Origin of the sequence: Marinilabilia rubra (assembly GCF_003121985.1) — a bacterium.
GTDB classification, from domain to species: Bacteria; Bacteroidota; Bacteroidia; order Bacteroidales; family Marinilabiliaceae; genus Marinilabilia; species Marinilabilia rubra.
Genome location: NZ_QEWP01000001.1, coordinates 273,276 through 296,341, shown reverse-complemented (window position 1 = coordinate 296,341; position 23,066 = coordinate 273,276). Strand labels below are relative to the sequence as shown.

Sequence of the window (23,066 nt, the reverse complement as noted above, 5' to 3'; positions counted from 1 at the left end):
CATAAATAAAGGAAACATCTAATGTCCTGAGAATAACAAAGCCACTCCGGTAATTCCGAAGTGGCTTCCTGGTTGTATCTTTTTAAAGAACTTTTCCTGCTAAAGTTTTTATTCTACAAAGTCAGCCCTCACTTTAGCAACTTCGTTAATGATAATATCCATCTGTTCTTCAGAAATAGCATTTTCTTCAACCATATTGTAAACTCTGGCTAAAGGTTTGAGCTTACCCATCACTTCTGCAACATCCTCATCTGACTCATAATTTTTCATTAAGCCAAGGAGCTTATTAAGTGAAGATTTCTGCTGCATGACAATTTTCACCATCTCTTTATTCTGATAAGTATCCTCAGAGATGTTAGTAGTAATGTAAAGCGCTTCCACCCAGCTACCGGCCAACACCAACATACTCACTGCACCACGGTTATTGGCATTCAGATAATCATAGGTATCGTAGAAAGTATTGGTAATAATTTCCACAAGTTTATCCTTATTATCTTCATTTTGCTCAATCTTCTCAACAAGGTCGGAAGGCAAAGCACCTGAGATATTCAAGGCATCGATGAGCTTTCTGGATGCTTCCATATAGCTCATTATTTGCTGCTTTTGATTGTAAGTACTGGCATAACTCAAATCAGCTCCATAAACACCAAGGTTGATGGCCTGCTTTTTCTCTGTCAGATACTTGTCCACATTCTCAGCGGCATTGGACAATGTAAGGATATAAGAGGCACCTATCCGATTAAGCATTTCAGTCACTTCGAAAGTGGTTGGCAAAGGATAAACAAACTCACGAACATCCTTTTCAATCTCTTCTTTCTCTATCTTCTGTGTAGCAACTGTTCCTCTTTCTTCCTTGTTATTGTTCTTTTTCTTTCCAGATTGACAGGCAGAAAAGACCAATGCAACAGCCAATATAATGGCGATCAATGGTTGGTTAAGCAAATTTCTCATAGTTAATCAGCTTTATGTTGTTTTGCACAAATATACAACAGATCATTAAATTTTATGATGCATGCCCATATTATTTGCACAATTTTAATATAAAGGAGTGAGAAAACAGGGCTGGGTTTATAATCCTGTATTGAATTTCACGTTTACCAGTTACTTCTATAACTTTATTGTATCAACCCTGTCTTTTAACCGAATCTCTCCTTTCAATTTCATCGCTGAATTGCTGTTATCACAAGAGATCCGAATTGTATGCCTCCCTTTATCCAATTTCACATCTTCAAAGTCGGGCAAAACTTTCTTAATAAACTGTCCTTTTTCATTGTAAACAAGAATAGCATTTCCCCCATTGTAAACGCAACTGTAACCAGCTTGCAAATCAATTCCAAATTTCATGGTTTTAAAACCGTCTAATTCCATTACAATATTGCTAATAACCCCTTCTTCACCATTCGCTCCCAGCTGAATATAAAGAGGTTGTCCATCTTGTTGAGAAATAAAACTCCATTCAGAATAATTGGGCTGCCCGGGTTGCAAAACTATGTTATCATGAATAAACGTCTCCTTCTTGTAATGTTGCAAATTAAACTGAAGCTCATTTACTTTGGACAGTGAAAAATCGTTCTCGCCAGATTTCAGCAGCCTCCTTTGTTGTTCATTGAAAATATTACGGGTTTTGGCCTCTTCCCATATCCTAATGATTTCAATCAATTCTGATGTATGAGGGTTTTTCTTAATATCATCGGGATTGACAACCAGGGCATATCCTGCATTCCAACCTGCAGCCCGGGCCATGACCCATTCCATCTCTTCAGGCGTTGTATTTGCTCTGTACCAAAACCATCCAAGCATATTAGGCTGATAATTCCGTTCCAGAACGGCTTGATTTCTAAAACGAACCTCATTCTGACTCTCTCGCATTCCGCCATACCAGGGCTCTCCCCAATTCATATAAGTATTGATGTGCCAGTAAAAATGACTCGACCGGCTGGTGCCATTGATCAAAGGGTGATCAACTCCTTCTATTAACTTTAGAGCAAAATAGTCTTTTGATGCATCGCCATAGCCGGTGGAGAAAGCACCCTCATGCCCATCAAAATCAAGATGAGATACACCGGTCTCATTAAAAAAGTCTACGAGATTTTCTACAATTTTCGATTGAAGATTCATATCCGGATAAAAAGTTTTATACGGATGATCGATTAAACGGCCAATGGTATCTCCTGCTTTATGATCTGTGGCATTGGTCCCAAAGGCACCTCGCTGGCATTGCAGTAATCTGTATGGTTTTGTATCACTAACCCTTGCAAAACGAATCAGTTCGTCCCCGATTCTCACTGTTTGCAATGAAGTTTTTACGGAGTAATGCTCCGGATCTTCTATAATTATCTCATCGTCTTCCGCAGCAATTTCCCGCACCAAAGTAGTAGTCGCATAGATGGCCAGGCCATCATTTGGTATTGGAGTTACTAAAGGATCGTTGGTGGTAATGAAATTTGTAAGCGTATGAACTCCTACCCTTATATTGCGCTGACTGGCTTTTTCCACACAAGCCTTGAGTCCGTCTCGTCCTCCCGGAAATAAACCGGGTAACAAATCAAAGTGTCCCCAATTGGAAAAAGGATGACTATGATAAAGACTGTAAAACCCGACCTCTTCAACAAAATCCAACATTTCACCGAAATTGGATTCACTAAAATTACTAATAATATAAGGTCGACCTGCTTTTTCACTGGATTTTATCCACTCCCCATCGATGAGAATATGAGGTAAGCCCTCCTTTATTTCAATTTGGCCAATGGTCGCCAAAGCTTTTTCAGGCTTTGTTCCGAAAACAGCAATAGCGCTACCTTCGATTCCAAAACCAGGATTGCCAACAACCTGAGTTTCTTTAAAGCCGTTCCATACTTCAATCTTTCGGGATTGACTCCTATTAACACAAAATGCCTGCAAGCTTGAACCATAGTCCTGGGGAACTGCTGCCGTCCCTCTTGAATAAACAGCGCCCTCCTTGTTCTTGAGTTGTCCGCCGGTAGTCTTCACATTCAATGCTTGAATCCCGATGGCAAACTCATCATTTCTAACAACTCCCACAAAATCACCAATAATTTCGGAAATCAGGGTTTTTATCGGCCCCCATATCAATGCCTCAACGCTATCCGGGTTATTGACTGAAACCATTTCGAAACGCACGTGAGAGGGATTCTCCAAAGTTTTTACCTTAAGCTTTATGCCCTCAGGAAAACTAACCAATAAATCATTCTCCTCTTTTTCAACTCTTTCCGGCTCAACAACCTTTCCGTTCATCTTAATTTTCAGAAGAAAGCCCTTTTCTTCAGGGACAAAATTCTGGCCCGAATCAATACTAATCAGGTGAGTGATTTGGCCATTTTTATTAACCTTTATCTCTAAATCATTGGTTTTAAAACTAATTTGAGCATGCATGTTAAAGACTGAAAGAAGCACACTCAGCAGCAGAGAAAAATAATATTTTTTCATTCGTTTAAAATCTTGTAATTATCTGATAAAAAACTAATTAAAAATTTGAGAACGAATGGAACCGCTTCGCTCTCACATAATATTTTTTAAACATATTCTTTTGTGATATTTATGCTTAAAAAATATCATGCTCGTTTCATCTCTATAAATTTTATCTAAATTATTGACATGGAACACTCCTGGTTGTAAGACAGGGAATTCGGCTACATTATACACATTCACTTTTGTAACAGTTTTGAAAAATTAACGTTCCCTGCTCGCTTCACAGATCTCAATTATGATGGCTTTTATCCTTCAGTAACAGTCAAAAATTCTCTTAATCTTATATCCTTGGAGGAGCCCCCTATCATAATTCGAAATTCGCCAGGCTCAACGACCCGTGTGAGAGATTTGTCCAGCATGCTCAATTCATTAAATCCAAGTTCAAAAGACACCTCTTTTTCCTCCCCGGGTTTTAAGGATACCCTTTGAAATCCTTTTAACTCAATAACAGGCCTGACAACTGAAGCAAGAGTATCGTGTATATACAATTGAACCACCTCATCTCCTGCAACTTTCCCTGTATTTTTGATTTTGCAAGTCACTTTTACCTTCTCCTCGGGATTTATTTCGGATTGGCTCAGTTTCAAACCTGAATATTCAAAGGAGGTATAACTAAGACCATAACCAAAGGGAAATAAAGGTTCGCCTGTCAGATTATAGTAATCATCACCTCTTCCCGTGGGTTTATGATTGTAATACAAGGGGCATTGGCCTTCATGAACCGGAAATGTAACAGGCAAACGACCGGCCGGATTAGCATCCCCGGAGATGATATCAGCCAGTGCATCTCCCCCCACTTCTCCCGGATACCATGCCATCAGAATACCATCAACATCCTCTTTCCAGTTACTCATCGTAATGGCACTACCACCAAACAAAACTACAACAGTTGGCTTTCCTGTCGCTGCAACAGCCTTTATCAATTCCTCCTGATGTCCGGGTAACGAAAGCAGTCCACGGTCCTGAAATTCTCCTTCATGAATACCAGCAGCCACAACTGCCACGTCAGATTTCTCAGCAACTGCCACCGCATTGGCAATTTGTTTTTGCCAATGCCGGTCAACGCCATAGTCCCAAACAAGGTTGAACCTTGCCCTTCCTGATGATTCGAAGAACTCAATTTTGATGTCATAAGTCTTTCCTTTTTCAAATGAATAAGGAAAAACCCGCGCACCATGAGTGGTTTTAATTTGATTGTCAATTACCAATTCGTTGTCCAACCACATTTTATAGCCATCATTTCCCTCTATGCCAATATTGAAAATACCGGTTTCGGGAGCCTCAATCGTTCCGGTCCATCTTACCGAATACCAACCAAATTCGAGCTTGGGATCAGGAGAGAATAAAGTCCATCCAAAGCTTACCTGCTTATCGGTTCGCTTTACAACCGGGACTCCCTCGAAATTAATATTATCAAAGTATTCAGCATTAAGCCCCTGAACCGTTTGCCCGTTCTTTTCAGAACTCAAAAATTCACTGGAAACAGAAACAAAGTCAGAAGACATGAGCGGCACCCCTTTTGCAAGGGAAACAGAATTTTTTCCAAACCGGCGTTTCAAACCATCATAAAAAGTAACAATATCATTTCCCGGACCACTGTATCCCCCCAACCGTCCTGCATCTGCATCATACCCTATCAATGCAATGTTATTATTGTTTTTTAAAGGGAGGATGTCGTTATAGTTTTGCAGCAAAACCATGGATTCCACAGCTGCTCTCCTTGACAGACTCCTATGACTTTTATGATTGTTCCACTTAGCCGCTTTTTGAGGATCAACATAAGGATCTTCAAATAATCCAAGCTCAAACTTAGCTTTGAGTACTCTTCTAACGGCATCATTTACAGCAGATGTATCTATCATACCCTTTTGATAAGCCTCCCAAAAGAGAGGGTAATGATCATATGAAGTTTGAAAAATCACATCCAGTCCGCCTTCAATTGCATCCTCGGTAGCTTCGGCATAATCAGCTGCTGTAAAGTGCAGAACATTAGCCCCACCAGTTGCGCCTGCATCCGAAATCACAAAGCCATCAAAGCCCCACTCTCCCTTTAGTTTTTCCCGGAGCAACCATTCATTAGAAGTACATGGAGTTCCATCCAAAGAGTTATAGGCCGTCATAACAGATCGGACACCTGTTTCTAAAAAAACCTCTTTAAAAGCCGGGAAGTAAATTTCTTCCAAAATCCGTTCATTAAAATGAATGGGGTAACTATCTCTTCCTCCCGCGCCTACATTTGCTACAAAGTGCTTTGGCGTTGCAATGATTCCGTTATTTTCGAGCTTACCGATAAAAGACTTCGCCATAAAGGTCGTCAAATAAGGATCCTCTCCATAGGTTTCTTCGGTTCTTCCCCAGCGAACATCCCTTGCGATATTCAATACCGGTGAAAGAATTTGGCGAATTCCACGGGTCCTTGTCTCCACCGCAATGGCACGGGCCACTTCTCCAACAAGAGTAGTATCCCAGGTGGCAGCCAATGCGATGGCCTGAGGATAAGCAGTTGCACCATCGCGCACCAACCCATGCAAGGCCTCGTCAAATGGGATAATGGGAATGCCCAACCGGGACTCTTCAATAAAAAAGCGCTGAATTTCGTTTATCTTCCCGGCCACCTGCCCGGCGGTTCCCGATGATCCGTAATCCAACATCTGACCAGCAGCCTCAGCTTGCCGGCCCTTAGCAGCAACCTGAAATCCAAAAATTCCTTCCTGATACCTTTCTTTTCCATCGCTTAAATCTCCGGGAATCATAAACATTTGCCAGAACTTCTCTTTAAGGGTCATTCTGGATAGCAGATCCTCAACACGATCATTTACTTTCAGGTTGGCATTCTGGTAAGGCAATTTCTGTCCCGAAACGGGTCCGCTGATAGCTGCCATCAGTATAATACCCCATAAAATTTTTTTCATAGTTTAATATTTTTAAAACAGAACGGTACAGTACAAAAATAACCTTTTTACATTTTTTTGCATGTGTTTTTGAACTTTTTTTATTTTTTTCTAAAAGATATTTGGTCTATGGAGTCTCCTGGCGATCACTTTTGTGTGCTTGCAAAGCGAAACGAAAGCTACTGCTACAAATAAAAAAAGCCCAACAAAAGGGCTTTAGATGAAAAAAATTGACGTGAAAAAAATTTTTCTCTCCCATGGGAAGAAGAAAGAAAAACAATTAAAGAGGCTATTCCGAAAATTTGATATCTTTCACCATCAATTGAAGAGGCAGGTGATCATCATAAACACTTTCTTCAATTGTATAACAAATATCAAATGGCTGGGATTCTTTGATTTGTTTTAGAAGATGCCCCTTCCCAAAGGCAATGCCTTTCACTATTGTAGGCGAAGTACTTTCAATCATTTCAAGCTTTAGGTGTTCTTTTTCTTTCCCAACCACTTTACTGGTACCAAAATCATAAACATTGTGCGTTACAAAAACAGGTTTCAGATTTCCCGGCCCATAAGGTCTGAATCGTTTAAGATTTTTGAAGAAGCCTGATGTTATTTCAGAAAGACTGATTTCCGCATCCACCTCGATTTGAGGAATCATCTGGTCAGGTCTGATGGTTTCGGATACTACATTTTCGAAGCGCTCGATGAAGGCACCAATATTTTCGGGTTTGAGTGTCAAACCGGCAGCATAGGTGTGCCCGCCAAAATTCTCAAGCAAGTCCTGACATGCTTCAATTGCATGGTAAAGGTCATAACCATCCACAGAACGGGCAGAACCGGTTACCATGCCCTTTGAAGCCGTAAGAACTACAGTAGGACGGTAATACGATTCAGTTAGCCTGGAGGCAACAATGCCGATAACCCCTTTATGCCACTCTGGCTGAAAAAGAACTGTCGTTTTACGGCCATTCCCGGGCTTGTCTGACTGAAGTAGGTTCAATGCCTCTTTTGTAATATTCCGGTCAAGATCCTTACGTGTTTCATTGCATGCATTAATGGTACGACTCATCCCATAAGCCTGGTTTTCATCATTACTCACCAACAATTGAACAGCATCTTTTCCGGACTCAATGCGACCGGCAGCATTGATTCTGGGACCAATTTTAAAAATTATATCGCTAATGGTCAGCTCCCTTCCCTGCATTCCGGAAACCCGAATAATACTTTTCAAGCCGGTACCGGGATCTTCGTTCAGCTTGCGCAGCCCCATATCAGCAAGAATCCGATTCTCACCTATAATAGGCACAATATCAGAAGCAATACTCACCACAACAAGATCGAGATACTGATAGAGTTTCTCTTTGTTGATCCCTTCTTTTTCACAAAATCCCTGCAACATTTTAAAACCGACGCCGCACCCTGAAAGATTTTTTTCGGGATATCCGCAGTCAGGCCGCTTTGGATCAAGACAAGCAACTGCATCAGGCAAATAATCACCCGGGGTATGGTGGTCACATATTATAAACTCCACCCCCTTATTGCGGGCATATTCAACCTTGTCAACCGCCTTAATACCGCAATCAAGGGCCACAATCAGAGTAACGCTTTTTTCGGCCGCAAGATCGATTCCTTTGTAAGAAATCCCATAGCCCTCATCGTAACGATCGGGAATATAGAAATCAATTGAAGAGTGTATTTCACGAAGAAATGAATAAACAAGAGCCACACTGGTAGTACCATCAACATCATAGTCACCATAAATCAAAATGTTTTCCTGATTTTTTATAGCTTCCACAATGCGATCTACCGCCTCCTCCATCCCCTTCATCAGAAAAGGATCAAAGAGATCGTCAAGGCTTGAATTAAAAAACGTACGTGCTTCTTCTATACTCCTGACATCTCTCTGGACCAGGAGCTTGCCAAGAATAGGTCCGATATTTTCATAAGCAGATAGCTCTGCTTCTATATCTGTATCAGAGTGCTCTTTTATACTCCATCTTTTTTCCATTTCACCACCTCACTTTTGAGACATTAAATTTCTCAAAATATACCCATTTTCAATCAGCCCGGAATATTTTCAACACAAAAGTTATCAACAACAAAACTATGAAACCCCTTAAAACACTATATATGAGATTGAATATAACTTCAAATCTTTATCTCATTTTTTGCATTCCGGCAAAACTCTGTACATTCACCTCACATTGGCTTTAAACATCCAAGTTTTTAAAACCATGCAGACCACTTAACCTACCATTGACCTGCAAAATTTAAGATCAAATACTTCTTGCAGATTATTTTTTAATTTGTCTTTAACCTCCTGTATGGAAACTTTTTGCCCAAGCTCTTTCTCCATAGAAGTAACACCCTTATCCACAAAGCCACAAGGATTGATGTAATTAAAATAATCCAGGTTTGTGTTAACATTAAGAGCAAATCCATGCATTGACACATATCTACTGGCACGCACTCCTATAGCACAAATTTTACGCGCACGGGGCGTTTGAATTTCAAGCCAGACACCGGTAGCCCCCGGAAGCCTGTCCCCCTCAATTCCAAATTCCCCTATGGTTTTGATGATCGCCTCTTCCAATTTAAAGATATATTCCTTAATCCCCAGCGCCATTTGTTCCAGGTCAAAAATCGGGTACCCGACAATTTGCCCCGGCCCGTGATAAGTAATATCTCCCCCACGGTTAATTTTATAGAAACTGGCATTTATTTTCTTCAAAAATTCATCCTGAATAAGCAGGTTATTGGCCTGACCGCTTTTCCCAAGAGTGTAGACGTGGGGATGTTCGCAAAAAATCAAATGATGCTCAATGGATTTAACCTGATCGGGATTATCCCGATTAAAAAGCTTACTTTTAACAATCCGGTCAAATTGCTCTTCCTGATAATCCCAAGCCTTTTTGTAATCTATTTCCCCAAGGTCTTCAAATATTGTTGTCGAATCATTTGTCATTTCAATGCATTTATATGTTTTTCGGCATGATAGGAGGAACGGACCAAAGGCCCACTCTCAACATATTTAAACCCCTTTTTGAGACCTTCTTTTTTATATATTTCAAACTGTTCAGGGGTAACATATTCCTGAACTTCAAGGTGTTTTGGAGAAGGTTGCAAGTACTGTCCGATGGTCAAAACCTTAACACCTGCATTCACCAGATCGTCCATGGTATCAAATACCTCCTCAGGCGTTTCACCCAACCCAACCATAATACCCGACTTAGGCACAACTCCGGAGGAAGCGATGTAATTCAGCACTTTCAGACTCAAGTCATATTTGGCCTTACTCCTGATTTGAGGAGTCAAACGGCGAACTGTTTCAAGATTGTGGCTAACCACCTCGGGCCGGGCATCAATAACTTTCTGAATCAAATGCGTCAACCCGTTAAAATCAGGAATAAGCACTTCCTGCGTTATGCCGGGGTTCATCTCCTTCACTTTCAGGATGGTTTCTGCCCAAACACCGGCACCACCATCTTCCAAATCATCACGGTCAACAGAAGTAATAACTGCATGTTTCAATTTCATAATCTGTATCGACCGGGCTATGCGAAATGGCTCTTTGAAATCCACAGCATCAGGTTTCCCTGTTTTAACATTACAAAACTTACAGGAGCGGGTGCAAATATCGCCCAAAATCATAAAAGTGGCCGTTCCGTTCCCCCAGCATTCTGCTGAATTAGGGCATTTACCACTTGTACAGATGGTATGCAGTTTATGATCCTTTATGGTCTTATTCATCCAACTGTAATCAGCCGTATTGGGCAACTGGATCTTTAACCAGGCTGGTTTTCTTTTTCTTTGAGAAACAATATCCATATTTAAAAATATCTATTCGAGTTTTATATTAATAACAAATCAAAGCACAAAATGTGCAATTTTAATTAAAATGAATTTAAATAACAATGATATCCCCAATCTCGCGGGGAATATATAGAAATTCCGCCTAATTGTTCCAGATAAGACCTTCAAAGCTATTCAAGGAAAATTAGCAAACCCTGCGAAATAATCTTTCTTTTATACGGATCGAAAACATGATGTCAAATAAAATCAATGATTCCCTCAAAATTAATCAAACAAAGGCCACCGCCACTCAACAAATAATTGCCCAATGAAATAGGAAAGTAATATCTCGTTTTTTATTCAACTACTTAATTTATAGACCGACACTACTAGAAGTGTCTGTCCATAAAATACCACTTGCTTCGTTATGCTTGCCACCAAAACACTCATTTACGTAAGTAGGGTGCGTTGAAAAACGCAGATTCAATTAGCTATTGGACACTTAAAGCACATCAACGAATAACTGGGTACAAGGTTATTCCATTGCATACTTTTAGACCTTTGCACTTGTAAATAAGAAAACTGCTAATCAAAAGAAAAAAATTTACTTCCCCGTCCCAATCTCCAAGTATTTCAATACTCCTTCGATTGGGCCGGCTTGTAAATTTTGCCCCTTTGACTTTTTCAGCGACCCCTGCTTAAAAATCGACAGTCAGCTGATTTTATTTTACATCTATTAAAAATTTACGAATAGTACAGGTTCGAATTGGTTTTCACAGGTAATCATTATCTTTGTGCTGTTTTTTTTATTGCGGGGATTATGGTCTTTGGTCAAAGCAATTGATAAACCTCCTTTATTTGTGGGTTGAATCTCAATATATTCAGGGGCAGGCGGCTTAAGAATCAGCCTCACTCACACCGGCAAGACACCAACAATCGGTGAAAGCTATTAATATAACCATTAGAGACCAGAAACCCCGGAAAAACAAATAGACAGGTTCTTAACAACCCCATAAACAAACAAAAAAGATTTATGAACCAATTGGAGCTGAGCGAACAGGAAATTATCAGACGAAATAGTCTGAAAGAGCTGGAAAACCTTGGAATAAATCCATTTCCGGCAGAAGAATTCCCCGTAACCCATTATTCTGAACACATCAAAAAGGAATTTGACCAACACCCCGATGCCTTTCAGGAAGTCTGCCTGGCAGGCCGTATCATGGGCCGTCGAATTATGGGTAGTGCCTCCTTTGCAGAACTTAAAGACAAGGAAGGACGTATTCAGATCTACCTGCGTCGTGATGACATTTGTCCGGAAGATGACAAAACCATGTACAACACCGTTTTCAAAAAACTTTTGGACATTGGTGACATCATCGGCATCAAAGGGTTCGTTTTTAAAACCAAGATGGGGGAAATATCAGTACATGTTACCTCCTTAACGGTACTTGCCAAGTCACTGAAGCCGCTACCTGTCGTAAAGGAAAAAGACGGCAAAGTATATGACGCATTTTCCGATCCGGAGCAACGATACAGACAACGGTATGTGGATTTGATTGTTAATGACAAAGTACGTGACACATTCAGAAAACGCGCACAGATCATTAATTCCATGCGGGAGTTTTTTAACTCAAAAGACTATCTGGAAGTTGAAACTCCCATATTGCAATCCATTCCGGGAGGTGCAGCGGCACGTCCGTTTATCACCCATCACAACACTCTGGATATGCCACTTTATCTCCGCATTGCCAATGAGTTATATCTCAAGCGGTTGATCGTAGGAGGCTACGAAGGTGTTTACGAATTCGGAAAAGATTTCCGTAACGAGGGGATGGACCGCACCCATAATCCTGAATTCACTGTAATGGAGATCTACGTAGCTTATAAGGACTACAAGTGGATGATGGATTTCACAGAACAAATGATTGAAAAAGTGGCACTTGACCTACATGGAACCACCGAGGTAAAACTGGGTGAGCAAACCATTAATTTCAAGCGTCCTTTTAAGCGCATCAGCATGCTGGATGCCATTAAAGAACACACCGGTTATGAAATTTCGGGAATGGATGAGCAACAGCTCAGGAAGGTGTGTGATGAACTGGAAGTGGAATATGACGAGTCGATGGGTAAAGGCAAACTCATTGATGAAATATTCGGAGAAAAATGTGAAGGTTCATACATTCAACCTACATTCATCACCGACTACCCGGTTGAAATGTCCCCATTGTGCAAAAAGCACCGTAAAAACCCCGAACTCACAGAGCGATTTGAGCTAATGGTGAACGGTAAAGAAATTGCCAACGCATACTCCGAACTTAACGACCCCATCGATCAGCTGGGACGCTTCAAAGAGCAGCTTCAATTATCAGAGAAAGGTGATGATGAGGCGATGTTTATCGACATGGACTTTGTAAGAGCCCTGGAATATGGAATGCCACCAACATCAGGAATGGGAATTGGTATTGACCGCCTAACGATGCTAATGACCGACCAGAGTACCATCCAGGAAGTTCTTTTTTTCCCGCAAATGCGGCCTGAGAAGAAAAAAGAACGCGACAGTGAAGAAAAATTCACTGAAACAGGCGTACCTGCTGAGTGGGTCCAGGTCATTTACAAAGCCGGTTACCTGAAAGTTGATGAACTAAAAGAGTCCAATCCCAATAAACTGCACCAGGAACTTTGCGGATTGAACAAAAAACATAAGCTTGGACTCAAAAATCCTAAGCCAGAAGAAGTAAAAAGCTGGGTGGAAAATTAAAGATTGTTGCAAATAGATGACAATTATCGTTGCATCATCATTAAAGCAGTTAATAAATTTACAGGCAAAAATCAAAACAGACCGGCATGGATGAAGAATCGACCATTGGAATAATAGGAAGTGGAAGTTGGGCCACTGCTATCGCCAAAATGGTCCTGAATAATTCAGACAGACTGAACTGGTATTTCCGGGAAGAAGAACACATTGAGCGGTTTAAAAAAGTTGGGCACAACCCCAACTACCTGACCTCAGTGGATTTTGACACAGACAAAATTTTCTTCTCAACAGATATCAATGAAATTGTTGAACAATCTGACATTCTCATTTTTGTGATTCCATCCGCTTTCCTTAAGGAAGCTTTAAAACCATTGAAAGCCTCTCTTAAGGAGAAGTATGTTGTATCAGCCATTAAAGGGCTAATCCCGGATGAGAACTTAATTATTGGAAACTTTTTCAATAAGCACTACGAGGTCCCGATTAATTCAATAGCTGTAATATCAGGACCTTGTCATGCCGAAGAGGTAGCCCTGGAACGTTTATCATACCTTACCATTGCTTGTCAGGACATCAAAAGGGCACGTATTTTTGCAGCCAAACTGAGGTGCTCTTACATCAAAACAACGGTTATTGATGACATTTACGGAACCGAATACTCTGCTGTCATGAAAAACGTCATGGCCATTGCTGCAGGAATTTGCCACGGCTTGGGGTATGGAGATAATTTTCAGGCAGTTTTAATATCCAATGGCATTCAGGAAATAAAGCGCTTTGTAGACACGATTCATCCCATTACCCGTGATATTAAAAGCTCTGCCTACCTGGGAGATCTTTTGGTAACAGCCTATTCCCAATTCTCCAGGAACAGAACTTTTGGAAATATGCTTGGAAAAGGTTACTCTGTAAAGAGTGCCCAACTTGAAATGCTGATGATTGCCGAAGGATATTATGCTGTGAAAAGCATCATGGACATCAACAAAAAATACAAAGTCAATATGCCTATAACCGAAGCGGTTTACAATATCATCTACGAAAAGATATCCCCGGCTATCGAGATAAAGCTTTTGACAGACCAGTTAAGATAATGACTTACAAAATTTCCTGCCAGGCCCCTTTTGCCGGCAGAACAAATCAGTAAGTACTCAATTTTTAAGACCATTAAAAAACTATATGACTATGAAGAACCTCAGTATCGATGTGTCTCAGGTAGCTCCGGAAGTTACACAAGACATGATCAACAAGGAGCAGGACAATGTTCTGAAACAATTACAGACCCTTACCGAAAAGTCAGGCAAAGGAAACGATTTCCTTGGATGGCTGGACTTACCAGATAATATTGATCAGGATCACTTAATGTCAATTGAAAAAACTGCAGCCCGCTTACGCGGAAAAGCCGATTATGTTGTGGTTGTCGGCATCGGGGGAAGTTATCTTGGAGCCCGTGCAGTAATTGATGCCCTAAATGACTCATTTGATCATCTTAAGGGTGACCGGAAAAACCCGGCTATTCTTTATGCCGGCCAAAACATCGGTGAAGATTACACTTATGAGCTACTGGACCTTCTGAAAGATAAATCATTTGGGATCATCGTTATTTCTAAGTCAGGTACCACAACCGAACCTGCCATTGCTTTTCGGGTACTGAAAGAACTATTGGAAACTAAATACGATAAAGATGAAGTAAAAGATCGTATTGTAGCAGTTACTGATGCCGAAAAAGGAGCTTTGCGCACACTGGCCGACCAGGAAGGTTACGAGACCTACGTAATTCCTGATGATGTGGGCGGACGCTTTTCAGTTTTGACTCCTGTAGGTCTTCTTCCTATTGCCGTTTCCGGCTACAGCATCAGTGAACTTGTACGTGGCGCCAAAGAGATGAAATCACTTACCGGAACAGATGTCCCTTTCGACAAGAATCCCGCAACCATTTATGCTGCCGCGAGAAACCTGCTTTACCAAAAGGGTAAGAAGATTGAGATAATGGTCAACTATCAGCCAAAGCTTCACTATGTATCAGAATGGTGGAAACAGCTTTACGGCGAAAGTGAAGGAAAAGAAAACAAAGGTATTTTCCCGGCAGCAGTAGATTTCACCACAGATCTTCACAGTATGGGACAATGGATTCAGGATGGTGAAAGAAGCATTTTCGAAACCGTGGTTTCGGTTGGTGCTGCCCGTCACAGAGTTTTAATTCCCCGTGATGAAGGCGATCTTGACAAATTGAACTATATTGCCGGAAAGCGCATTGACGAAGTCAACAAAATGGCTGAACTGGGAACCCGCATAGCTCATACCGACGGTGGTGTTCCCAATATCAAGATTGAAATCCCTGAGCTCAATGAGTTTTATCTTGGACAGTTGCTTTACTTCTTCGAAAAAGCGTGTGGAATAAGTGGCTACGTTCTTGGGGTCAATCCATTTGACCAACCAGGTGTAGAAGCCTACAAGAAAAACATGTTTGCCTTGCTTGGCAAACCCGGCTTTGAAGAAGCCACCGAAGAAATAAAAAAGAGACTATAACCCCAAATCAAAGCTGTCCGGATGCCGGGCAGCTTTTTTATTTATTAAAACGTTTCATGTTCCGGTTGTCACCTGACACCAATTTCTTTCCCTTAATACGCCCCAATCCCACAATAAAACGCTCATTTTTTCAAAAACTAAACAGAACTGAAAGCAGTTTTTAATATTATATAAGGATAGCATCCATAAAAAAATACTCTGTTATTGCTAAATGTTCTCTTTTTCTTAATTTTGCGTCTATTCTCGGATTAAAATATTTTTAAACAATGACTGCCACAAAAAAGATAAAATCTGCATTAATATCAGTTTTTCATAAAGATGGTTTGGATGACATCGTCAAACAACTTGACAAGTCAGGAGTAAAGATCTATTCCACAGGAGGAACCCAGTCGTTTATAGAAGGACTTGGAGTTGAAGTAAACGCAGTGGAATCCCTCACAAGCTATCCTTCCATTCTGGGGGGCCGTGTAAAAACACTTCATCCAAAAGTTTTTGGTGGAATTTTAGGTCGCAGGGACAACGAGTCCGACCAAAAGCAAATGGAAGAATTTGAAATTCCGGAAATTGACCTGATCATTGTAGACCTTTACCCGTTTGAAGACACTGTTGCTTCAGGAGCTTCCCATGCGGATATTATCGAAAAAATCGACATTGGCGGAATTGCTCTGATTCGAGCAGCTGCCAAAAATTACAAAGATGTAGTCATTGTTCCTTCAAAAGATCAGTATTCGAATCTTCAGAATGTTCTGGACCACCAAAACGGAGAAACCTCTCTTGATGATCGACAGTTTTTTGCCGCCTCGGCTTTCGCTGTTTCATCCAATTATGACACAGCCATTTTCAATTATTTCAACAAAGATCTTCAGTTTTCGGGGTTCAGACAATCAGTTAATGAAAGTAAGCCGTTAAGGTATGGTGAAAATCCTCATCAGAAAGGTACTTTTTACGGCCGTTTTGATGATTTGTTTGACCAGCTTCATGGCAAAGAAATTTCTTACAATAACTTACTTGATATTGACGCAGCTGTTTCATTAATTGCAGAATTTAAAGAAACCACGGTAGCAGTCCTCAAACACAACAATGCCTGCGGGTTAGCTTCACGCGACACCCTGTTGGATGCATGGAAAGATGCCCTTGCAGGAGATCCCGTATCTGCTTTTGGAGGAATTATTATTACCAATAAACCAGTGACTGCAGAGGTAGCCGGCGATATCAATAAAATATTTTTTGAAGTCATCATAGCTCCCGGATATGACAGCAAAGCATTGGATATCCTTAAGCAGAAGAAGAACAGAATCATTCTTGTACAGAAACCTGCTGAAACCTCAGCACATAATACACGTACATTGCTGAATGGCGTTTTGGTGCAGGATAAAGATATTAAGATTGAGGGGAAAGAAGATCTGGAAACTGTCACCAACAAAAAAGCCACTAATGCTGAGTTGGAAGATCTGTTGTTTGCCAACAAAATAGTTAAGCATTCAAAGTCAAACGCCATCGTTTTGGCCAAGAACAAGCAATTAATTGGTAGCGGAATGGGACAAACTTCACGTGTCGATGCTTTAAAGCAAGCCATTGCAAAAGCTCAGGCATTTGAATTTGACATGGAAGGAGCAGCAATGGCTTCGGATGCCTTTTTCCCTTTTGCCGATTCAGTTGAGATTGCCCACGAAGCCGGAATTAAAACGGTAATTCAGCCGGGAGGCTCTGTTCGCGATAAAGACTCTGTTGAGTACTGTAACGCCAACGATATGTCCATGGTATTTACCGGCACCCGTCACTTTAAACACTAAAAGCAAGAAACAATGGGATTGTTTTCATTTTTATCACAAGAGTTGGCCATGGACCTGGGGACCGCCAACACCATCATAATTCAGAACGATAAAATTGTTGTGGATGAGCCCAGTATTGTGGCTCTGAACCGCCGTACCGACAAACTGGAAGCCATCGGAGAAAAGGCTCGTCAGATGCACGGCAAAACCCACGATAATATATATACTATCCGCCCACTCCGCGACGGAGTAATTGCCGACTTTAATGCTGCTGAACAAATGATTCGTGGCATGATTAAAATGATCAACAAAAAAAGCCAGGTATTCACCCCATCACTTACAATGGTTATTTGTATCCCATCGGGTAGTACAGAAGTAGAAATAAGGGCGGTAAGGGACTCCGGGGAACATGCCGGTGGCCGTGAGGTCTATATGATCTATGAGCCAATGGCCGCAGCCCTCGGAATCGGGTTGGATGTAGAAGCGCCCGAAGGCAACATGGTTGTTGATATCGGTGGTGGAACAACAGAGATCGCTGTTATCTCCCTGGGTGGTATTGTTACCAACAAATCTATTCGCATTGCCGGTGATGACCTCACTACCGACATTATGGAATACATGCGCCGCCAGCACAACATAAAAATAGGAGAAAGAACCGCTGAAGAAATTAAGATCCACGTAGGGTCAGCTCTCCCTGAGCTGGATGATCCTCCGGCAGACTATATTGTGCAAGGGCCCAACCAAATGACAGCACTTCCAATTGAAGTTCCGGTTTCGTATCAGGAGATTTCGCATTGCCTTGAGAAGTCCATCTCTAAAATGGAGACAGCAATACTTAACGCATTGGAGCAAACACCTCCCGAGCTTTATGCCGACATTGTTATGAATGGCATTTATCTGGCGGGCGGTGGAGCCTTGTTGAGAGGTTTGGATAAACGTCTGACCGACAAAATCAACATCCCGTTTCACATTGCTGAAGATCCCTTGCATGCAGTGGCACGGGGAACAGGTATTGCACTGAAAAACCGCCATAAGTTCTCGTTCCTGATGAGATAGAACAGCATTAAAATAACAAGATGAGAAACTTTATTCGTTTCATCATTCGAAACCATTTTTTTCTCCTGTTTCTGTTTTTCGAAATAGTGAGCTTCTATTTCATATTCAATTACAACGAATATCACAGGAATATTTATCTGAGTTCATCCAATAAGGTATCGGGTTTTTTATTCGAGAGATTCAGTTCTGTAATCCAGTATTTCGAGCTTAAGCAAACCAACGAAGAACTGTCAAAAAAGAATGCAGAGCTTCGTAACCTTCTGGATAATAAGACCTATTATGCGGGAAGGACCATAGATTTGGTGATTGACACCATATCCGGCCGGCACTATCGTTACAGGTCGGCCAGGGTAATCAACAATTCTGTCAACAAACACTTTAATTACATCACATTAAACAAGGGAATGAAGGATGGCATTTCAAGGGATATGGGTGTCATATCATCCCGGGGCCTGGTTGGAGTTGTTCTTAACACTTCAGAAAATTACTCAACAGCCATTTCATTACTTAACACAAGGTTGAAAATTTCAGCCAGGCTGCGAAAGACCGGTTTTTTTGGATCATTGAACTGGGAAGGTGGATCATACCGGCATGCCACATTAAGCGGAATTCCTGCGCACGCTGCGCCTTCTGTTGGAGATGCAGTTGTTTCCAGCGGGTATTCCTCCATTTTTCCGGAAGATATTCTTATTGGGACTATAGATGAAATAAATATTGATCAGGGAGAAGGCTTCTATGATATAAAAGTACTTTTGTCAGTGGATTTTAAAAAGCTCCAGTATGTTCAGGTTGTTGAAAAGAAAGAAGCTGAGGAACAGCGGGAACTAGAAAAAACAAGTGAAAATGATTAATCTGCTCCCAAGATATCTATTCAATTTCATCATACTTGTATTGGTACAGGTACTTCTGCTAAACAATCTTCAGTTTAGCGGATATCTTAATCCGTATTTGTATGTATTGTTCATTATTACCCTTCCATTCTCCACCCCAAAATGGATGCTGGTGGCTCTCGGGTTTACGACAGGTATCATAGTAGATATTTTCATGAATACCCTTGGGCTTCATGCCGCTGCGACTGTTTTTATGGCATTTGTTCGTCCATTCATTCTCAGTTCCTTTTCTCCACGCGACGGATATGAGATGGGTACCCGACCAATTCCGGCCGATTATGGATTCGGATGGTTTTTCAAGTACTCTGTATTAATGGTAGCCATTCATCACTTGTTTTTATTTTTTGTGGAGGCCTTCAGCTTTGAGAACTTTTTAAGTACACTTTGGAAAAGTATTTTGAGCAGTATCGTATCGGTAGTCTTTATATTTATTGCGATGCTATTTTCAAAAAGAAAATCAGGAACCATATAAACCATAAATAGTAAGTGGGTAACTTTAATAACCGCACCATAGTCATAGGCCTGATAATGGTTCTCCTGGGCATTATTTATGTTCTGAGGCTATTCATGCTGCAGGTATACGATCCCTCTTACAAGTTTTCAGCTGAGAGTAACGCACGCCGGAAGATTACAGAATTTCCTTCACGCGGACTCATTTATGACCGCAACCAGGAGCTTATGGTTTCTAACCAGGCAGTTTATGACATCATGGTAGTTCCCCGGGAAACAGAGCCTTTAGATACCTTTGAGCTTGCCACAAGTATGGGAATTGAACTCAATGAAGCCCGGGACCTTTTCGACAGGATACGGCAAAATCTCAGGACACGAAAAATCTCCTCCTTTCAGCCCTCAGTGTTCTACAAGCAGATGACTGCAGAGCAGTATGGCTACTTCCAGGAAAAACTTTTCAAGTTTAAAGGATTCTTTGGTCAGCGAAGAATTGTACGAAAATATGAATACCCCACAGCTGCTAATATATTGGGATATGTGGGCGAAATAAGTGAAAAACAACTCAAGGAAAGGACTTATTATTCGCAAGGTGACTATGTGGGAATTAGCGGAATAGAAAAGACCTATGAAAAGTCTCTTCGCGGCCGGAAAGGAGCACGTTTTGTGTTGGTAGATGTTCACGGTCGCCAAAAAGGCGCTTTCAGGGATGGACGTTACGACTCAGCAGCAGTTTCAGGAAAAGACCTTACATTAACCCTGGATCACCAACTCCAGCAATATGGAGAGAAGCTGATGCAAAACAAGGTAGGCAGCATCGTTGCTATTGAACCATCAACGGGTGAGATCCTTACAATGGTTTCCTCTCCGTCCTATGATCCGTCCCTTTTGGTAGGCCGCAAAAGAAATGAAAATTTCCCCAAACTTGCCAATGATACTCTTTACCCGCTATTCAACCGACCACTCCAATCCGGTTATCCTCCCGGGTCAACATTTAAAACACTGATGGCCCTTATTGGCCTTCAGGAGGGAGTGGTGAATCCTGAAACCAGTTTTGGATGTCAAATGGGATATCACACCCGGGCATTATCTGTGGGATGCCACTCTCATCCCAGTCCCTTAAAACTGCCTGCTTCGATCCAGATGTCATGTAATGCCTATTACTGCCATACATTCCGAAGAGTCCTGGACAATCCTGTTTACGGTTCTCCCAAAACAGGACTTGACGTATGGAAAGATTATTTGGTAAATTTCGGGTTTGGCTATAAACTGGGCACAGATCTCAGCAATGAAGGAAGAGGATTTGTCCCCAACAGCAATTATTATGATAAAATTTACAATGGCAGCTGGGGCTCGCTCACTGTCATTTCTCTCGCCATAGGTCAGGGAGAATTACTTACCACCCCCATCCAAATGGCCAATATGGCAGCAGCTATTGCCAACAAGGGACACTGGTACATTCCACATGTTGCAAAGAAGATTGAGAACGACACAATACCCTCAAAGTATAAGCAAGCCAATTACGTGGGAATAGATTCTGTTTTTTTCAAACCTGTAATTGAAGGAATGGAACAGGCAGTATGGGGCGGTGCCGGAAGTACAGCGCGCATTGCACAAATACCCGGCATCACTATTTGCGGAAAAACAGGAACTGCAGAGAATCCTCATGGAGACGACCATAGTATTTTCATCGCCTTTGCGCCCAAAGAAAATCCTCAAATAGCAGTTGCCACCTATGTAGAAAACGGAACCTATGGCTCCACATACGGAGCCCCCATTTCCAGCCTTATTATTGAAAAATATCTGAATGGAGAAATCCACCGTACCCGGAAGTGGATTGAACAACGAATGTTAGATGCAGACCTGATACATGAGAGTAACGATTAGACCATATAAAAACATTGACTGGTTTACAGTCGCCATTTATTCATTGCTGGTAGTATTTGGCTGGCTCAATATTTATGCTGCCAACTTTGATCCGGAAGCCACAGAGCTTTTGCGGTCATCATCCGAGCCTGCCAAGCAGTTAATATGGATCGGTTTGTCGTTAATTATGATTGGAGCCCTCTTTTTAATCGACAGTAAGTTTTTTGTTGAATTTGCATATATCTTTTTTGGGATATCGATTCTTCTTCTATTAATGGCCTTACTTTTTGGAGTAGAAATCAATGGAGCCAAAGCATGGTTTCAACTGGGTCCCGTAAGATTTCAGCCGGCCGAGCTCACCAAAGTTGCTGCCGGTCTGGCTTTAGCCAGAGTAATGAGTCGCTACAATTTTCAGATGAATTCATGGCGCTATGTATTGAAAATGGGGATGGTAGTGTTTTTACCGGCCATCATCATTTTAATGCAAAATGACACTGGTTCAGCACTGGTTTACTTTGCATTCTTTCTGGTTTTCTTCAGGGAAGGGATGTCACCTGTAGTACTTTTTCTTGGGGCATTGGCCGCCATTGTACTTGTTTTATCCCTTTTATACCCAACTGTCTATATAATGGCAGACCTCTTTTTACTCTTTGCCGGTTACGTCTATTTTGAGAAACAAAAGAAGGCAGCTTTGATTATTGTTGGCATTACAGCCCTGGTTTTTATCCTTATTTTTGGTGTTTCCCGATTGCTCGAAAAAGATTTTGGATTCACCATTCCGTTTCTTGCAGGGGTTGCAGCTTCTACTCTCTATCTGACAGGTCAAGTTATCGTCAAGCGGCTGCCGGGTATTGGAATTGGTTTATTATTACTTTGGGGAATGCTGGGATACACCTATTCTACGCATTATGTTTTCGATTCGGTTTTATCCGACTACCAAAAAAACCGTATTCTGGTTATGCTGGGACTGGAAAATGACCCCCAAGGCATTGGTTACAACGTTAATCAGTCAAAAATCGCTATTGGTTCAGGAGGATTTTATGGGAAAGGGTTTCTGCAAGGCACTCAAACAAAATTTGATTTTGTGCCCGAGCAAAGTACCGATTTCATCTTTTGTACAGTAGGAGAAGAATGGGGTTTCCTGGGAACTTCCATGGTAATTTTACTCTTTTTAATTCTTTTATTCCGAATTCTGTTTCTGGCCGAAAGACAACACTCCGCTTTTTCACGTATATATGGATATGGAGTGGCAGCGATCTTTTTTATGCACATCGCCATTAACATCGGCATGACCATTGGATTGGCTCCTGTAATCGGCATTCCTCTGCCCTTTTTCAGTTACGGAGGCTCGTCTTTTTGGGGATTTACCATTCTGTTGTTCATATTTCTAAAACTTGACACCAACCGGGCGGAATTGATCAGGTAATGGGCTTTCATTTCTGCTTACCGCTAAGGCGGGTTTGCAATTCTGCCAAAACTCTTCGCTACCGCGAATTTGCAATCTGCGGTACCTCAACCCAGTATTTGCAATCCTGCTAAAGAGCTTCATGGGCAGCTTTTGTGGGTTACAAACCCACTGTTAAAGAGATTC

15 protein-coding genes are annotated in these 23,066 nt (G+C 41.4%); 9 read left to right on the top strand and 6 right to left on the bottom strand.

The window, feature by feature from the left end:
• Positions 1 to 108: 108 nt before the first annotated feature.
• From DDZ16_RS01210 to lipA, 6 genes are all read right to left on the bottom strand, one after another.
• Positions 109 to 951: a hypothetical protein gene (locus tag DDZ16_RS01210; RefSeq protein ID WP_109262593.1), complete on the bottom strand. Its 843-nt coding sequence runs from the start codon at positions 949 to 951 to the stop codon at positions 109 to 111.
• A 156-nt stretch (positions 952 to 1,107) separates the two neighbouring features.
• Positions 1,108 to 3,447 (bottom strand): hypothetical protein, encoded by a 2,340-nt coding sequence (locus tag DDZ16_RS01205; protein WP_109262592.1) that lies wholly within the window; start codon positions 3,445 to 3,447, stop codon positions 1,108 to 1,110.
• A 287-nt stretch (positions 3,448 to 3,734) separates the two neighbouring features.
• Positions 3,735 to 6,401 carry a beta-glucosidase gene (locus DDZ16_RS01200; RefSeq protein WP_109262591.1) on the bottom strand — a complete coding sequence of 889 codons (2,667 nt, stop codon included), beginning with the start codon at positions 6,399 to 6,401 and terminating at the stop codon, positions 3,735 to 3,737.
• A 268-nt stretch (positions 6,402 to 6,669) separates the two neighbouring features.
• Positions 6,670 to 8,385, bottom strand: coding sequence for a single-stranded-DNA-specific exonuclease RecJ (recJ, locus tag DDZ16_RS01195; RefSeq protein WP_109262590.1), 1,716 nt, complete (start codon positions 8,383 to 8,385; stop codon positions 6,670 to 6,672).
• A gap of 237 nt (positions 8,386 to 8,622) precedes the next feature.
• On the bottom strand, positions 8,623 to 9,342 hold the full coding sequence (lipB, locus tag DDZ16_RS01190; protein ID WP_109262589.1) for a lipoyl(octanoyl) transferase LipB: 720 nt from the start codon (positions 9,340 to 9,342) through the stop codon (positions 8,623 to 8,625).
• Positions 9,339 to 10,205, bottom strand: coding sequence for a lipoyl synthase (gene lipA, locus DDZ16_RS01185; RefSeq protein ID WP_109262588.1), 867 nt, complete (start codon positions 10,203 to 10,205; stop codon positions 9,339 to 9,341). The genes lipB and lipA overlap by 4 nt, the downstream gene beginning before the upstream one ends.
• Positions 10,206 to 11,202: 997 nt before the next feature.
• Between lipA and lysS the strand changes: the two genes are divergently transcribed.
• From lysS to rodA, 9 genes are all read left to right on the top strand, one after another.
• Positions 11,203 to 12,927, top strand: coding sequence for a lysine--tRNA ligase (lysS, locus tag DDZ16_RS01180; protein ID WP_109262587.1), 1,725 nt, complete (start codon positions 11,203 to 11,205; stop codon positions 12,925 to 12,927).
• 86 nt (positions 12,928 to 13,013) lie between these two features.
• Positions 13,014 to 14,009, top strand: coding sequence for an NAD(P)H-dependent glycerol-3-phosphate dehydrogenase (locus tag DDZ16_RS01175; RefSeq protein WP_109262586.1), 996 nt, complete (start codon positions 13,014 to 13,016; stop codon positions 14,007 to 14,009).
• Between the two features lie 91 nt (positions 14,010 to 14,100).
• Complete coding sequence (locus tag DDZ16_RS01170) at positions 14,101 to 15,444, top strand: glucose-6-phosphate isomerase (protein ID WP_109262585.1); 1,344 nt, start codon at positions 14,101 to 14,103, stop codon at positions 15,442 to 15,444.
• Between the two features lie 266 nt (positions 15,445 to 15,710).
• The gene (gene purH / locus DDZ16_RS01165) at positions 15,711 to 17,237 is read left to right on the top strand and encodes a bifunctional phosphoribosylaminoimidazolecarboxamide formyltransferase/IMP cyclohydrolase (RefSeq protein ID WP_109262584.1); all 1,527 of its coding nucleotides are present in this window, start codon (positions 15,711 to 15,713) and stop codon (positions 17,235 to 17,237) included.
• Between the two features lie 12 nt (positions 17,238 to 17,249).
• A complete protein-coding gene (locus tag DDZ16_RS01160; protein WP_109262583.1) occupies positions 17,250 to 18,272 on the top strand; it encodes a rod shape-determining protein in 1,023 nt (340 codons plus the stop codon).
• Between the two features lie 20 nt (positions 18,273 to 18,292).
• Positions 18,293 to 19,123, top strand: coding sequence for a rod shape-determining protein MreC (gene mreC / locus DDZ16_RS01155; RefSeq protein ID WP_109262582.1), 831 nt, complete (start codon positions 18,293 to 18,295; stop codon positions 19,121 to 19,123).
• Entirely contained in the window at positions 19,116 to 19,634 is a 519-nt protein-coding gene (gene mreD, locus DDZ16_RS01150; RefSeq protein ID WP_109262581.1) for a rod shape-determining protein MreD, read from the top strand. The genes mreC and mreD overlap by 8 nt, the downstream gene beginning before the upstream one ends.
• A 14-nt stretch (positions 19,635 to 19,648) precedes the next feature.
• Complete coding sequence (gene mrdA / locus DDZ16_RS01145) at positions 19,649 to 21,496, top strand: penicillin-binding protein 2 (RefSeq protein ID WP_109262580.1); 1,848 nt, start codon at positions 19,649 to 19,651, stop codon at positions 21,494 to 21,496.
• Positions 21,480 to 22,901: a rod shape-determining protein RodA gene (gene rodA / locus DDZ16_RS01140; RefSeq protein WP_109262579.1), complete on the top strand. Its 1,422-nt coding sequence runs from the start codon at positions 21,480 to 21,482 to the stop codon at positions 22,899 to 22,901. Before mrdA ends, rodA begins: the two co-directional genes overlap by 17 nt.
• Positions 22,902 to 23,066 lie beyond the last annotated feature (165 nt).